This window comes from Paenibacillus sp. EKM211P, assembly GCF_011066175.1.
In the GTDB taxonomy this organism is placed as follows: domain Bacteria; phylum Bacillota; class Bacilli; order Paenibacillales; family Paenibacillaceae; genus Paenibacillus; species Paenibacillus polymyxa.
On the sequence record NZ_JAAMNS010000027.1, the window covers coordinates 1 to 16674 of the forward strand.

The window sequence follows — 16674 nt, forward strand, 5'->3', positions numbered from 1 at the left end:
GTTTGGGACCAGGGGGTCGCATGTTCAAATCGTGTCATCCCGATACTGATTTGCGGGTGTAGTTCAATGGTAGAACTTCAGCCTTCCAAGCTGATAGCGTGGGTTCGATTCCCATCACCCGCTTACCGATTACCTAGAAGCCGAAAGGCTTCTTTTTATTTTGTCCACAATACATTAACTTCTATGTATATAGAGCATTAAATGATGCCTCTTGTCATGCACGGTTGGGGATGACTTGTGCATATCCTATATAGGCTTTTATCACCTAGACCCGGATTTCCCCTCTTACGGCCCCCTTTTTCCTGTAGTAAGGCTAAATTCGTGATCAAATCCATTGAAAATAGGAATCCTATAATTATTATGTTGCGAAATTCATGGTGATAACTTTACATTTGCTCCTTTTGTTGTGCACACTCTTCTTTATTTATGTGGGTAACACGTAGAAATTAATGAGTAAACAGATTTAGAATACTGAGATTATGGCTTTTTTGTGTATATCTTTGTGGATAGAGCGCAATGAATTTCACTTTGTCAACAAATAATAAACATATACACATCATGACACAAGAATTTGTACCTTTGAAAACGCACCTTTTAAAAGAGACTGTGCATAAAGTTTCGCACATCAATAGCTATAAAATCAGATTTAATTTTTAAATTTCATTATTATGTATATATAACCAATATATTCTCCAAAAAAGTATTTCAAAAGCATGATTTTTTCCTGTAAATTTTGCAGCTTTTCATACGTTTTTATTGTATGATGTTAAGAAAGTGTCAAATTTCGTGTGTATACGTACCTTTGCTACAACTGAATAGGTGTGGAACAGATCAGATGGGGGGAAAAGCATGACTGAGCTTACGTTAACCGCTAACAAAAACCAATCCAACAATCTGCTACGGCGGGACGTTCGTTTTCTAGGAAATATTCTTGGTGAGGTTTTGGTTCATCAGGGTGGCAACGAACTTTTGGATATCGTGGAGAAAATACGTGAGGCAAGTAAATCGTTACGTGCCGGGTATCAGCCGGAGTTATACGAGAATTTCAAACAAATGGTCAGTGGACTGGATACGGATATTCGTCACCAGGTTATTCGCGCGTTTGCGATTTACTTTCAGTTGGTGAATATCGCTGAGCAGAACCATCGTATTCGTCGTAAGCGGGATTATGAGCATTCCGCTGGTGAAGAGGTTCAACCCGGTTCTATCGAAAGTTCCGTTCAGGAGCTTAAACAAGGAGGCTTCTCCGCAGAGGACGTTAGCAACATGCTGAATGAACTCTCTTTGGAGCTGGTCATGACTGCACATCCTACAGAAGCAACACGACGAGTAATCCTGGATATCCACAAACGTATTTCCGAAGACGTCATGCTGCTGGATAATCCGATGCTTACCTTGCGTGAGCGAGAACAGGTACGGGAAAATCTGCTTAATGAAGTAATTACATTGTGGCAGACCGATGAGCTACGTGATCGAAAGCCAACTGTATTAGATGAAGTAAGAAATGGAATGTATTATTTTCATGAGACCTTGTTTCATGTATTGCCGGATGTATACCAAGAACTGGAACGATGTTTGGTCAAATATTATCCTGAGCAAAAATGGCACATTCCAACTTATTTGAGATTTGGTTCTTGGATCGGTGGAGACCGAGACGGGAATCCATCTGTTACATCTCATGTGACTTGGGAAACATTACGTATGCAGCGCAAGTTGGCTTTGAGAGAATATCAGCACACGCTGAAAGAACTCATGGGTTACTTGAGCTTCAGTACCAGCATTGTGCGAGTTTCTGATGATTTGTTGGCTTCTATTGAAGAAGATCGCGCCCACATCACACTTAAAAAAATGGAAGTATGGCATAACGAAAAAGAGCCTTATCGCATCAAACTGGCATATATGATTGCTAAGGTGAATAACGTTTTGGATGAAAGCAAACAGGGTACCCATGAGCGTTATAATTCTGCGGAAGAGCTCATTGCAGACCTAAATGTTATTGACAACAGCCTGCGTCATCATTTTGCCGATTATGTGGCAAACACATATATTCAAAAGATGATTCGCCAGGTAGAGTTGTTTGGATTCCATACAGCTACACTGGATGTGCGTCAGCATAGTCAAGAACATGAAAGTGCGATGACTGAAATTCTTTCTAAAATGAATATTGTGTCGGATTACAGTAAGCTGTCAGAAGAAGAAAAAATAAATCTGCTGGAAAAGCTGCTGAATGAACCTCGTCCGATTACTTCGCCATATTTAAGATATAGCGATAGCACACAGGAATGTCTTGACGTATATCGTACGATTTATTTAGCTCAGGAGGAATTCGGCAAGCAGTCCATTACAAGCTACTTGATCAGTATGGCTGAGGGAGCGAGTGACGTACTGGAGGTTATGGTCTTATCCAAAGAGGTGGGCCTGTTCCGCATCGAGAAGGATGGCACTGTTATCTGTACGCTGCAATCCGTTCCTTTGTTCGAAACAATAGATGATCTACACGCTGCACCTGATATTATGAGAAGATTGATGAACTTGCCTGTATATCGACAATCTGTGGCTGCGATGGACCACCTTCAGGAGATTATGCTGGGATACTCGGACAGTAATAAAGATGGCGGTGTAGTTACAGCGAACTGGGAACTTCGGGTCGCTATGAATAGAATTACCGAAGTAGTTAATGAGTTTGGCGTAAAAGTGAAGTTTTTCCACGGACGTGGAGGTGCGCTCGGACGTGGAGGAATGCCACTTAATCGCAGTATTTTGGCTCAACCTCCTCATACGATTGGAGGCGGAATAAAAATCACGGAGCAAGGCGAAGTACTATCGTCCCGATACTCGCTTAGAGGCATTGCGTACCGGAGCTTGGAGCAGGCAACATCGGCGCTGATTACAGCTGTGGCATATCATCGTTCCGGGAAGAAGGAAGTGTTTGAGGATAGCTGGGAGGAGATTATCGCCCGCATTTCCCAAGTATCACTGGATAAGTATCAGGATTTGATTTTCCGGGATCCGGATTTCTTCAACTTCTTCAAAGAATCTACACCGTTGCCCGAGGTGGGGGAACTGAATATCGGATCTCGTCCCTCCAAGCGTAAGAACAGTGAACGTTTTGAGGACTTGCGCGCCATTCCGTGGGTTTTCGCATGGACACAAAGCCGTTACTTGTTACCTGCATGGTATGCGGCTGGAACAGGCTTGCAAAGCTTCTATCAAAACAATGAGGATAATCTTAAAGTGTTGCAAACGATGTTTAGGGACTCTGCTTTCTTCCGGTCACTTATTGATACACTGAAAATGGCAATCGCTAAAGCGGATTTACTGATTGCAGAAGAGTACGCTGGGATGTCGGATAAAGAAGAGGCCCGGCAACGTATTTTCGGGCAGATTTCAGCGGAGTTCAAGCTGACATCTGAGTTGATTTTGAAAATAACCGGACAATCCGAGATTTTGGACGACGTGCCGGTTATTCAGGAATCTATCCGGTTGCGTAATCCTTATGTCGATCCGTTAAGTTACTTGCAGGTTCAATTGCTAAGTGAGCTACGGGAGCTGAGGGATCAGAACGGTGATGACACTGAAATGCTGCGTGAGGTATTGTTGACAATTAACGGAATTGCAGCAGGCTTAAGAAATACGGGCTGATATAGTACGGTTGTACGAAAACAGGCAATCGGGTACTCATGGGGTGCCCGATTGTGCTGTTTGTATATTGATGGTAGGCGTGCTTGCAGTTAGTAACAAGGCTACAGTTGATTTCTGGATAAAATTAAACTACGATGAATAATCATAAACATGTAATAAGTAACCCATCAGCAAGTCTGGGGGAGTATAGAGTGGATAATATGGAAAGCCGCTTGGTTAGGCTGGTGCAGAAAGGTGATCAGCGAGCTTTTGCGGAGTTAGTCGAGTTATATAAAGATCGGATTTTTCATCTTTCCTACCGGATGCTAGGTAATCGTCATGAGGCGGAGGATTTGGTGCAGGAAACTTTTTTGCGTGTGTATCGTAACTTGGAAAAGTATGACCATGGACAGAAGTTCTCAACCTGGATTTATCGGATTGCTACAAATCTGTGCATTGATCGTCTGCGAAGGAGAAAACCTACATACTCACTTGATGCTGAAATGAATGATCAAGAAGGTGTTGATGGGTACGCCATGCTTGCTAGTGAAGAGCTTACCCCTGAAGGGAGTACGCTGTTGTCGGAAACGCAAGCTTTAATTCATGACGCCATTGACAGCCTTCCGGATAAATACAAGACGATTATGGTTCTACGATATTTGCAGGAGCTTTCCTTACAGGAAATTAGCGATGTGCTCAATCTCCCAGTTACCACAATTAAGACAAGAGTACACAGGGGACGGGATTTTTTACGCAAAAAACTGGAGCACAAGCTATAAATGCTGTGCATACATTCTAGGAAAAGAGCCTGCGTAGATGTTTTTATGAAACATAATGTTCGTTGTAACGTATGTAAGATGAGCAAAGTTTCTAAGCCGGAGCATGTTATGTTGAGAAACACGGAAGAATATTAGAAAGGATTGGCTCATATGGATTGCAAACAAGCCGTCTCTTTTATGCATGACTATCTAGATGGCGACCTGTCTGAGCAGGACAAACATGAGTTGGAACAACACTTGTTAGTCTGCCCGGAATGCCGCATGCGTTTTAAAGAGCTGGAGCGGACGGATGCGATGCTTTACGGTACACGCTATCATCAAGTGCCGTGTGTATCGGATGAGCTGACATTTCGCATTATGAATGCTTTGCCGCCGCATAAACGACAGCCTGCGGTGCCTATGCTAGCTTGGGTGAAGAGGCATCCCGCTGTAACAGCCGCCGCCTTCTTCCTTATTGTGATATGCTCAAGTATGGCCAGCTTTTCTAGCACGGACCATCAATTAGTAGTCAAAGGAAGCAATCTAGATCAAGTTGTTATTCAGGGCGATACTGTAATTGTACCTGAAGGGAAATCCATTGCCGGAGATTTAACAGTACAGAATGGTGAGGCACGTGTATACGGTGATGTAGAAGGAAATCTTACTGTGATTGACGGCTCGTACTATCAAGCTTCAACCGCCCATATTGCAGGACAGGTTAAAAGTATCGATCAAACCTTGGACTGGATTTGGTACAAGGTTACCGATTTGTTCGGGGGACCGTCTTCTCCATAAAAGAAGCTTGAAATGGCAAGAACGATATCGAGCGCCTTTTTCCGCTGGAAAAGGCGTTTTTTTGTATCTAGGTCTGGCGAATTGTACTGTATTTTACTGATTTTGGCGATTCTTTTGTCGCACAGCTTGCAACGCGAGCCTGATCGTTATAACCTAGATAGAGAGAGCATACTGTGTACATATTACACCCACTCACTACAGAAAATTGCGGGGGCATGCGCATGTTGGATTATTTTGCGGACCTGACTTGGAAAGAGTCCATTAAAGATATTATCGACATTTTAATCGTAACCTATATTATGTATCAGCTTATTTTACTTGTTCGCGGAACGCGAGCAGTTCAATTGTTAAAAGGGATTCTGTTCCTGGTCGTTATTTGGGCGGTTAGTACCTGGTTTGATTTGTACACGCTCAAGTGGTTGATGAATCAGATGTTCACCTTTGGTGTAGTGGCTATTTTTATTATTTTTCAGCCTGAGTTACGTCGTGCTCTAGAGCAGTTGGGGCGTGGTAAACTATTTGGGCGTTCGTCAGTAGATGATGAAGAGATCAATAAGTTAATTGGAGAAATGATTAAGGCGCTGAATTATTTATCACGTAGAAAAATAGGAGCATTGGTCGTATTCGAGCGCGAGACAGGACTGAACGAATATACGGAGTCTGGTATCAAGACACAGGCCGTAGTTAGTTCTGAACTGCTAATTAACATCTTTATTCCCAATACGCCTTTGCATGATGGTGCGGTGATTATACAAAATAAACAGATTGCCTCTGCGGCCTGCTATTTGCCATTATCGGAAAATCCCTTCATTAGCAAGGAGTTGGGAACCCGTCATCGGGCTGCAATTGGGGTGAGTGAGGTAACGGATGCCGTAACTGTCGTGGTATCGGAGGAAACAGGGCAAATTTCGTTGGCTATCAATGGTCAGGTCGTGCGTGACATTAAGGAGGAATCCCTAATCTCCAAGCTGTATGAGGAGTTGCGGCCAACACCGTCTTTGAAGGAAAAACGCGGCTCATTCTGGAATCGGAGGGGAGGCCGTGGAAATTCATGATGGACAAATGGATTAACAATAATACGATTTCCAAGATATTGGCGCTTGCGGTTGCTATAATGCTGTGGGGAATGGTTCATCTGGATACAGGTACTCCTTCGTCTACATTGACCGTTTCCTACAATAATAAAATAATTGATAATGTGGCCATTCAGGCCAGTGGTCTGGATGATTCAAAATATGTGCTGTCTACGATGGACACTGATCATGTAAAGATGGAGGTCAGAGGACAGCGCTCTGTCCTGACTACTTTTTTCGCGGATAATTATCAGGCAAAATTAAACTTAAGCGGCTTAGGAGCAGGCACTAAAACATTGTCACTTGAACCGGATTTGCCGGATGGGGTGGAATTGGTATCCATGACTCCTAACCGTGTTACAGTAACAATTGAGGAAAAACAAACGAAATCATTTAATGTATCTATAGTACCTAAGGGTAGTCCAGATGCGGGGCTACAGCTCGGTAAGCCTGTGATTGCTCCTCAAACGGTAAAGGTTACCTTACCCAAAAGCCAGCTGAATACCGTTACTGCGGTGCAAGGGGCTGTTAACACGGATGGCATCTCAGAAAAGTTTGAACAGAAACGGGTAAAGCTGAAGGCCTATAACAAAAAGGGGCAGGAACTCACAGGTGCGGTCATTGAGCCATCCACTGTGTCAGTTGAAATCCCGGTCACTCAGCAGGCGAAGTCTGTGCCTGTCAAGATAGTCTATTCCGGAGAGCTGCCAGACGGATTGGCGCTTTCTAAAGTAAACGCAAATGTGAAGGAAGCAGCGGTATATGCATCACAGGATGTATTAAGCAGCCTGAGCTCTTATGTCACGGCTACACTCGATCTGAGTCAGTTTACAGAAGCGGGGACCCGTACAGTTCAAGCTAATTTGGCAGCTCCCTCAGGTTCTGATAAAATCGAGCCAGGGTTAATACAAATTCAGGTGACCGTCGTTCCTTCCAATGAAGTAACAGATACGGAACGGACGCTGTCAGGCATCCCAATCGTTTTACAAGGTGCAGGAGATGGAGCTAACGCAACTATTATAGCACCGGCAGGCAAGACGATGGATGTTACTGTGAAGGGCCCGCAGGATTTGGTAAACAATTTAACCAATGATGACGTTAGTTTGGTGGCAAATGTAAGTGGCCTCGCGGCTGGTCAACACGAGGTTACCCTAAAAGTAGGCTTGCCTAAATACATTACGCAAGCCGGGAATGCCGGCCAACTAAAGGCAACGGTAAACATTGAGAGCCCTTCTACGCCTGCTGTAACGAATCCGAATAGTGAGAATGAATCAAACCCCTCTGGTAGTGGTGATAAGGGGCAGGAGAGGCCACAGGAGGGGCAAGGCAATCAAGGTGGCAACTCTGACGCAAATACCGGGGACAACGCAGCTGCGGAGGATAAAACAAGTCCTCATAACGGCGCAGAATCTTCTGCGAATGGAACCTCGGAGAACGGTCAGCCATAACATGTTTTATCTGTAGTAAATGATCAAGATTATTAGACAAAAAAAGGGAGTCATTTTACATGGGGAAATATTTTGGTACAGATGGTGTACGAGGCGTTGCTAATCAGGAACTAACAGCCGAACTGGCATATAGCATTGGCCGCTGCGGCGGATATGTTTTAGCAGGTAATGTAGAGAAACCGACAGTTGTTATTGGTATGGATACACGGATATCTGGACTGATGTTGGAATCGGCACTGGTAGCCGGCTTGTTGTCTATTGGGGCTAATGTGGTTCGCCTAGGTATTGTTTCGACGCCTGGGGTGGCATATCTCACACGGCAATTGAAAGCGGACGCTGGTGTCATGATCTCAGCATCTCACAATCCTGTTGAGGACAACGGGATTAAGTTTTTTGGCGGCGATGGGTTTAAATTAACCGATGAAACGGAATTGAAAATTGAAGAGCTCATGGATGCGAAAGAAGACCAATTGCCTCGTCCGATTGGCAGCGGATTGGGCACGGTTGTTGTAGACGAGCATTCCCGCTACGATTATCTGGAGTTTTTGAAAACAACAATCAGTCATTCTTTTGAAGGCCTAAAAATAGTATTGGACTGTGCAAACGGAGCAGCTTATGAGCTGGCGCCGAAGCTTTTTGCGGATTTGGGAGCTGAAGTGCATACGATCGGCGCGGAGCCAAACGGATTGAATATCAATGATCATTGCGGCTCGACTCATCCTGAAAAGCTAAAAGAGGAAGTGCGCCGCTTGAAAGCGGACATTGGTCTTGCCTTTGACGGCGATGCCGATCGCCTAATCGCAATTGATGAGAACGGGGAAGAGGTTGATGGAGACTATATTCTCTGTATTTGCGGAGATGCAATGAACCGGGCTGGAAAACTCAAGGACAGCACTATTGTATCGACAGTAATGAGTAATATCGGTTTTTATAAAGCTACTGAAAAGCTAGCTCTCAAGACTGCAAAAACTGCGGTCGGAGACCGTTATGTGATGGAAGAAATGCGTCGGGGTGGATTTAATCTGGGCGGTGAGCAGTCTGGTCATGTTATTTTCCTGGACCACAATACGACAGGCGATGGCATGCTGACGGGGATTCAATTGGTAGATACCCTGAAAGCTTCTGGCAAGAAGATGAGCGAACTAAAATCGCTTATGAAACAATATCCACAAGTTCTTGTAAATGTACGTGTGCAGGACAAACGTAATTACGAGGGGAACCCTGCGATTGCAGAAGCGATTGAACAGGTGGAACAACAATTGGGCGATAATGGGCGTGTATTGGTCCGTGCTTCAGGTACAGAGTCACTTATTCGTGTGATGGCCGAAGGCCCGGATAAGGATGAGCTGGAGCAATTTGTCGGACAGATCGTAGATGTCGTGAAAAAAGAATTAGTTTAAAATTTTGTAAACGTGGGTTGCCTGTTAAACACAAGCAGGCAACCGCGTTTGCGGTTATTCACTAATGCTTTAATGCCTTTAGGGTGTAATTATGAATAAAGTGTCATTGCCAAATGATGCTCTGCTGAATATAATATAGGGATGCTGTGACTCAGATAGAGAAAGCGAGGGTTGTGAGGTGACGTATTACAAGCGCCAGAGCTTGATTTTGTGCGGGGGAACTTGGTGGAGAAGCAATAGATTCCGTTGAGATGATGTTGCTCGCAATCGGTTCACGACAAAGCAAGCTGACGAGGTGAAGGTGTTCGAAACATTCGGCGGGGACCTTCCGGTGAAGCATCAACCCGTAAACCGGCAGCGGAAAATGAACAGGCAACTGTTTACACAACGCACCGGTAGATGCCCTAATTATTTTATAACCTAAATTATAAGATTCATTTCATGAATGTGCGGCCATCATCATTGGCGTGCGCGGTTTGGGAATTTCGTTACATTCGTGAAGAGATGCCTGTAAATTCTATAGTTATCATTGACAACTTCATAGATGAATGAACTTTATTCCACAATCTACCGCACACGTTAGTCCTGTGATGAGTCGTCTTGTGAAATGATGATCGGGAGGATAACGAATATGTGTGGCATTGTAGGATATATTGGTAATCAGAATACGCAAGAGGTATTGATTGACGGACTGAAGAAGCTGGAGTACCGCGGGTATGACTCTGCGGGTATTGCCGTGTTTACAGATTCAGGACTGCAAGTAGCCAAGGCAAAAGGTCGTCTGGCGAACCTAGAAGCTAAACTGGATGGTACACCGTTGGTAGGTCATGCAGGCATCGGACATACACGTTGGGCAACGCATGGTAAGCCTTCTGATGAAAACTCCCATCCGCATTTGGATGAGAGCCAAAAGTTCTCTGTAGTTCACAACGGAATTATTGAGAACTATCTGGAACTGAAGGAACAGCTGATCAGCGAAGGTCATACCTTTATTTCCGAAACGGATACAGAAATCATTTCCCATCTGGTTGCGCGTGAGTATGAAGGAGATATTGTTAAAGCAGTACAAAAAGCAATTACCTTTATGCGCGGTGCTTTTGCACTGGGAGTGCTGACCGAGCACGAGCCTAATAAGCTGGTAGCTGTTCGTCAAGCCAGTCCGTTGGTTATTGGTGTGGGAGAAGGCGAGAACTTTATCGGTTCCGACATTCCGGCTATTCTGAAATATACACGCAATGTATTTATTTTGAACGATGGCGAAATGGCTGTTCTGACTAGTGATGCTGTCGAATTAATGACAATCGAAGGCCAATTTATTTCTCGGGAAATGATTCATGTCGAATGGGATGCTGTTACAGCGGAAAAAGGCGGCTATGAGCATTTCATGTTGAAAGAAATTCACGAACAGCCTAAGGCTTACCGTGACACGATGTTGGGTCGTATCGATAAAGATACTAAAAAAGTTGTTCTTCCAGAGCTGAAGCTGACAGAAGAACAAATTAAAAATATCCGCAACATTCAAATTGTAGCGTGTGGTACAGCTTACAATGCTGGTTTGATTGGCCGTACGGTTATTGAAAGTATGGCTCGTATTCCGGTAGAAAACGATGTAGCTTCCGAGTACCGCTACCGTTCTCCTATCGTAACACCAGAGACATTAGTGATCGTGGTGAGTCAATCCGGTGAAACTGCTGATACATTGGCAGCACTGCGTGAAGCACAAGCAAACGGGGCTCATGTACTGGCGATTACAAATGTAGTCGGCAGCTCCATCGCCCGTGATGCAGATGATGTGTTGGTTACACTGGCAGGACCGGAAATTGCCGTAGCCTCCACCAAAGCGTATTCATCCCAGTTGATTGCGTTTTATCTGTTGGGTCTGTATCTGGCTCAAGTACGTGGCATACAAACGGATGAGCAAGTAGCTCATGTGCTGGCTGCTATGGAATCACTGCCAGAGCAAGTAGAAGAGATGTTGGGTAAAGCAGATGCGATCAAAGCCTATGCTGAGCAAATTGCTAGCAACAAGCACTTATTCTTTATTGGTCGTGGTCAAGACTATGCTGTAGTACAGGAAGGTTCCCTGAAGCTCAAGGAAATCTCCTACATTCATTCCGAGGCATATGCTGCGGGTGAACTGAAGCATGGTACACTGGCATTGATCGAAGAGGGAATTCCAGTTATCGCTTTGGTAACACAGGAATCCGTGTTGGAAAAAACCGTGAGCAACATTAAGGAAGTCAAAGCTCGTGGCGGTGACGTGCTTGCAATCACATATGAAGAGCATGCTGTCGAGCTGTTGAAATCCGTAGATCAAGTATTTGCAATTCCAAAAACACTTCCGATTCTGTCGGCTGCCATTTCAGTTATAGCTCTCCAACTGTTGGCTTACTACGCATCGCTTGCACTAGGTCATGATGTTGATAAACCACGTAACCTGGCGAAAAGTGTTACTGTAGAATAAGCTTTAGTAAAATTCTAAATTCATTGTCTGGTGATAAAAAAAGTGTGGAACCAGTAAAAAAAGTCTGGAACTAGTCATTTTACAAACATCAAGAAAGATCCCGATGATATATCGGGATCTTTTTAGTTTAGGAGGGCAATTATGTCTACAATAGGCCAACGAATTCGAACGATTAGAAAAACAAACAACTTAAATCAAATAAAGTTTGCAAATATGATTTTGAATTTTTCAAGGAACGTTGAGTGAGCTGGAGCAAGATAAATACAGACCCTCTCTTGATATAATTATAGCAATTAAAGAAAACTTCAATTCCCATATAGAGTGGTTAATCGTTGGAGATACGCCTGTATCAAAGAACACTATTTTTAATTTAGCCATTGAAGCTCAGGAATTAGAACTTATTCTTTGTTTCGAAAACTTACTAAAGAAGATAGAGATGAAATTATTGATTTTATAAAACTGAAGATTGTTCGGTACTAATCTTTTACGGGAGTTCCTTAATAATATGTCTTAGAAATACTCATTTTAATCTTGGTACATAAAAGTCACGAATTATCCGTATACCAATTATTCCTGGCATTTATATATAAAAAAATTAACAATGACTATAATATGAATAGAGAAAGGAGTGTAATAATTCATATCCCTAAATTCACTTAGCATATTGCTTTTGTAACACCCCACGGTTTCTGTTTCAGCAGTTTTTTTATACTTGCTCAAGAGCCGTACGTGAGAAATGGTTAGAAAGAGCTTTGAAAGAAGGCGGTTCGAATCTCAGCATTAGATATATCCCAACTGATCTAAAATCAATTTACATAAGAAATGAATTTGAAGATTATGAAGAATGTAGATTGGTGGTAAAAGAATCATCAGCTATCACATAGTTAATTAAATTGTAAAAGAAGGTGTGAGGCGCTACTTCTTTAAGTGAACTAATGGGTACTAAAATTTTCCATTTACTATATCTTTTCTTTAAAGGAGAGACAGAAAATGCTCTATTAAAAAGGGTAATATTTTTACCGATTAGATTCAAATCTTGTTGTTCTAATACTGCTCATTTAATTCAATTCGAAAACCAGAATTTAGAAATGCTGTCTACAGACAATAAAGTTATGTACTAAACAATAAAGTTGTGTGCTAAATATTAAGGAAACATAATAAAAGAATCACTTTTAGTAAAATCAAAATCCTGATGAACAAGTGTCATCAGGATTTGTTAAAATCAAGTCGGCAGCTTTGGTTTAAATAGAAATCGATATTATGGTAAAGAAATATTAGAAAAGTTAATGACAGGTGTTCGGTGAAAATAAAGCCTTAGACTGCCGCTGTTGTCATTCAACTAACGTTCCCCAATAGTTTAATAAACCACCTATTCTGAATTATCAGCTACCAATAACTTTTTGATTCCATCTTCTTGTAAGTATCGGATTAGACAAATGTACAATCAGCTGGACATCCCAGGTTCTCGAAAACTGTGCGCGCGGCAGAATCTACCGGTAGGAAAACCTCAATTTGCGGATATAAGCGGCCGCCTGCGGAAATCGAAACCTGTCTGTAGCGTACGGGAATAAGGTCTCCGGAGCTTTCTATTCTGGCTAGAATTGTTTGTATTTGATCAACATTTCCCCCTACATCCGGCACACTCAGATATTCGCACGCGTTATATTTCTGAACTCTATCCAGCAATTTTTGATACCACGCATCATAACGCGAGAGCATGTGCTCACTCTTAAAGGCTTGTATTCCGTTTATGATGTGCTCCTCCCACTGCTTAAACGACGCCTTGTCAAACGTGGAGCGGGACCGGATAGGAAAACCAGAATTAAAATGTAAATCGACCCTATTCATTAAACCGTCATATGAACGGTCGAGAGGGATTTCGAACAATTGATGAAACGGCTCATTTAATCCCTTGATGTCCTGAGTATGTGTTACGACCATGGCGGGAAAAGGGATACTCCTCATCGTTTGCTGAGCCCACTCTAATGCACGCTCCAACGACCGTCCATACAATTCGGTCTGAATTGGAAGAAAGCCGGCTGCCAAAAGCAAATCGTTACGCTCGTCGGATGTACACTCAAGATATTCTGCAATATTTATTATCGTCTGGCGGGTCGGTATGCGGCGGGTACGTCCAACCAGCAGATTTTTATACGAAGGAAAAGCCTCGTCGTTCAGCTCTTGTTGAGTAAATCGTTTCAAGGAGGGTTGAGGTCGATCGACAAGCTTTTGCTGGCGTTTTATCCGCAGGGCTTCAATTTCTCCCATTACGATTCTATGTCTGGAATTCTCCGTATCTATATCCATCTTCTCTTCCCTTCTCTTATGAAGTGTAGTTCTGCACTTGGGCCGAACCTTTATTTAAAGTATACTCCTCATTGAAATGAAGGTCATCTAATGACCATAACCAACATGGAGGAAAACCGATATGATTCGTACTATTGTTGTTGATCCGCATGCCCCGTCGCATTTGGCCTTCAAGGAAGTTGACGCCCCGCAGCCTAAGCCATGGGAAGCGCTTGTGCAAGTGAAGGCCGTCTCACTCAACCGCGGTGAAGTGAGTGACGCTAAAAATCAGGAAATATCTAGCCGTCCTGGCTGGGATTTCGCCGGGATTGTCATCGAGCCGACAGAGAACGGCGCAGGACCGCAAAAAGGGGCTAGGGTTGTTGGTTTGCTCCCGATGGGAGCCTGGAGCGAGCAGGTGGCTGCTCCCGTATCGTTGTTGGCCGAAATCCCAGACAAACTCACTTTTACGGAGGCGGCTACCCTCCCCGTAGCAGGGCTCACGGCTCTTTATGCACTTCGAAAAGGCGGCATGCTGCTTGGCAAACGGATTTTCATTACAGGCTCTAGCGGCGGAGTTGGGCTATTCGCCCATCAGCTTGCAGTCCAATCCGGCGCATACGTTGTAGGTACGGCAAGCACGGAAGAGAAGGCTGAGCTTGTTCGGGAGGTCGGATCCGACGAAGTGATCATTGGATATTCCGCAATTTCATCAGCCAGCAAATTTGGGCCGTACGATCTGATCATCGATTCAGTAGGCGGCAATGCACTGGCGGCGTTGCTGCCGCAGCTAGCGCCCCAAGGGATTTGTGTTGCGGTAGGATTTTCCTCTTCAAATACCGCAATGATCGATATGAAGAATATGGTGACTAGCGGAGGAAGAACCTTGTACAGCTTCTTTTTAGGTGAGGAACTCACTCGTCAATCAGCCGCGGACGATCTGAGTTTGCTGGCCCGGCTGGTCACAGATGAGCGGTTAATCCCACGTATCCAAGTGGAGGCGCCTTGGACCGAAATTGACACCGTTGCCCGTAATCTTATGGAACGGAAATTCTCGGGCAAAGCCGTGCTTCGCTTAGATTGATTATATAAGTTTGCAACTATAATCCCAGGAATCTAAAAACGAATCTGAAAAAGAAACGGCAGTAGTACACCCTTACTCGTTTGAGTGGGAGTACCGCTGCCTTTCAATGAACCCGGCTATTTGACCTTTATATTTCGTATAGTAATCCATCCAGCTTTAATAGCAACACAGTTATTCCTCTACCCTCAGTGGCACCGCTTTAAGAATGTTCATTTTCTCTCACTATTCTGCCAGTTGGCTTAATGAAGTGCTCACCAGTCTAATACTTTATTTTCTTCGGACAACAGGACAACATATTTATAAGGAATTAACGTTCATATTTTTAGAATTTTAATAAAAAATATAAATCACATATATTGGATTTTTGTACACAACTTTATTGTCCGAAGAGAAATGCTAAAAGATCAAAGGATTTTATGATTTTCTCGTTATTAAGGTCCGAATGAATTGTATCAATTGAGTCCACACAGTAGGGGAACGGCATTTGATTAGCAATACAGGGTAAATAATCGGTTGTAACATCAAAAACCTTTGCTAAAGATTATTAAATGATTAATTTCAGGCCGTGCTACATTTCGCTCCCAATTAGAAACAACCTGTTTACCCCGATTTTATTAGCAAGTTCCTCTTGTGTCCATTTATGGAGTAGTCTTAAATTTCTACATTGGTGTCCCAAAGTATTCATGAGTTCACCTCTATTGAGAATATCAAATAGGTTTTAACCCGACCCATATGCTTACTAATTATGCCTACTTAATAGCCCATATTATAGCTTATTCATACCCTACGAGTAGCCTATGAATAGGCTACGAAGTAAAATATAGCTAAAAAATTTACTATGCTATTGTATAAAGCTGTGAGTTGTTATATTCTACATTTGTATTTTGATGTAAAACTAAAATATATCTTAGGAGTAGATCTATAGCATCTATTCAACGGAAAATCAAAGAAGGAAGAGGTCAAGGCCGCTTTTCGGAATATAAACCTTGGTTGACTGTACATGATGTACCTTCAATAGGGATAGTTACTCGAATTCTTGGTTGGAAAAGTGGTCGACTTCACCATTATCTGTCTAAACACTTTGAATTGACACATCATTACCAAATGGAGTGGTCAGAGCAAGTGATTGATATTCGCGAACAATTTCCTTTATTACCCCTAGATAAAACCCTCTATATTGCACAAAAGTTAGGCATTAAACATCCAACTGACCCCAAGAATAAGCTTCCCATCATTATGACTACAGATATGTTACTTACAATAAAACAAGAAGAAAGTATAAAATTTATTGCATATTTTTTGCGAAAGTTACAAGAGAACAAGATGAATTATTTGGTTTACCAAGTGGGTACTGCATGCAAATCGTGAAATATTTAATAGCGAAGCGCTATTGGGAGTGGATATGACTCATCTAATACAGCCTACTCTACAATCCATGATTATTTTAGAAAATGGCTTTCCCATCGGGAGGTATCTCTTTTATCTGACGGAAGATACCTTGCGGGATTTTTCGCGGATTTTCCAGCAGAATATCTAGCTGACATCCAGTCACGTTTTCAGCTAGGCTTCCAGAAATTTGTCAGGTAATCATGTTAAGTTATCGCAAAGTGCAAGGATTCGGAGCACCGACAGAGAATATCTACAGGGAGGATCTCCCAAATCGGCCGGCACCCCGTCTGAATGTCGACACGTGTCGCATTCCTCGATTGATGGCAAACCATTCCCAGCGTTTCTTCTCCATTGCT

Annotated in this window: 11 protein-coding genes and 1 tRNA gene; 11 read left to right on the forward strand and 1 reads right to left on the reverse strand. The window is 43.1% G+C overall.

Annotated elements, in window-relative coordinates; all coding sequences use genetic code 11:
* The first annotated feature begins 52 nt into the window (after positions 1-52).
* From G9G57_RS24895 to G9G57_RS24935, 9 genes are all read left to right on the forward strand, one after another.
* Positions 53-123 (forward strand) — tRNA-Gly (locus tag G9G57_RS24895).
* A 726-nt stretch (positions 124-849) separates the two neighbouring features.
* Positions 850-3642, forward strand: a complete 2793-nt coding sequence (ppc, locus tag G9G57_RS24900) for a phosphoenolpyruvate carboxylase (RefSeq protein ID WP_164965651.1) — start codon at positions 850-852, stop codon at positions 3640-3642.
* A gap of 191 nt (positions 3643-3833) precedes the next feature.
* Positions 3834-4400, forward strand: a complete 567-nt coding sequence (gene sigW, locus G9G57_RS24905; protein ID WP_013373239.1) for an RNA polymerase sigma factor SigW — start codon at positions 3834-3836, stop codon at positions 4398-4400.
* A 150-nt stretch (positions 4401-4550) separates the two neighbouring features.
* A complete protein-coding gene (locus tag G9G57_RS24910) occupies positions 4551-5174 on the forward strand; it encodes an anti-sigma factor (protein WP_017427767.1) in 624 nt (207 codons plus the stop codon).
* A 221-nt stretch (positions 5175-5395) separates the two neighbouring features.
* On the forward strand, positions 5396-6229 hold the full coding sequence (cdaA, locus tag G9G57_RS24915) for a diadenylate cyclase CdaA (RefSeq protein WP_013373237.1): 834 nt from the start codon (positions 5396-5398) through the stop codon (positions 6227-6229).
* Positions 6226-7695, forward strand: a complete 1470-nt coding sequence (locus G9G57_RS24920; protein WP_016818745.1) for a CdaR family protein — start codon at positions 6226-6228, stop codon at positions 7693-7695. The genes cdaA and G9G57_RS24920 overlap by 4 nt, the downstream gene beginning before the upstream one ends.
* A gap of 59 nt (positions 7696-7754) precedes the next feature.
* Positions 7755-9095, forward strand: a complete 1341-nt coding sequence (glmM, locus tag G9G57_RS24925) for a phosphoglucosamine mutase (protein ID WP_017427765.1) — start codon at positions 7755-7757, stop codon at positions 9093-9095.
* Positions 9096-9726: 631 nt separating this feature from the next.
* Positions 9727-11559 carry a glutamine--fructose-6-phosphate transaminase (isomerizing) gene (gene glmS, locus G9G57_RS24930; protein ID WP_153794763.1) on the forward strand — a complete coding sequence of 611 codons (1833 nt, stop codon included), beginning with the start codon at positions 9727-9729 and terminating at the stop codon, positions 11557-11559.
* Positions 11560-11797: 238 nt separating this feature from the next.
* The gene (locus G9G57_RS24935) at positions 11798-12016 is read left to right on the forward strand and encodes a hypothetical protein (protein ID WP_051517969.1); all 219 of its coding nucleotides are present in this window, start codon (positions 11798-11800) and stop codon (positions 12014-12016) included.
* A 971-nt stretch (positions 12017-12987) separates the two neighbouring features.
* Here the strand turns inward: G9G57_RS24935 and G9G57_RS24940 are convergent.
* Positions 12988-13866: a hypothetical protein gene (locus tag G9G57_RS24940; protein WP_016818710.1), complete on the reverse strand. Its 879-nt coding sequence runs from the start codon at positions 13864-13866 to the stop codon at positions 12988-12990.
* A 121-nt stretch (positions 13867-13987) separates the two neighbouring features.
* On the opposite strand from G9G57_RS24940, the gene G9G57_RS24945 reads away from it, so the two are divergent.
* The gene (locus G9G57_RS24945) at positions 13988-14929 is read left to right on the forward strand and encodes a zinc-binding dehydrogenase (protein ID WP_164965652.1); all 942 of its coding nucleotides are present in this window, start codon (positions 13988-13990) and stop codon (positions 14927-14929) included.
* 990 nt (positions 14930-15919) lie between these two features.
* Complete coding sequence (locus G9G57_RS26105; protein ID WP_019688695.1) at positions 15920-16297, forward strand: TnsA endonuclease N-terminal domain-containing protein; 378 nt, start codon at positions 15920-15922, stop codon at positions 16295-16297.
* Positions 16298-16674 lie beyond the last annotated feature (377 nt).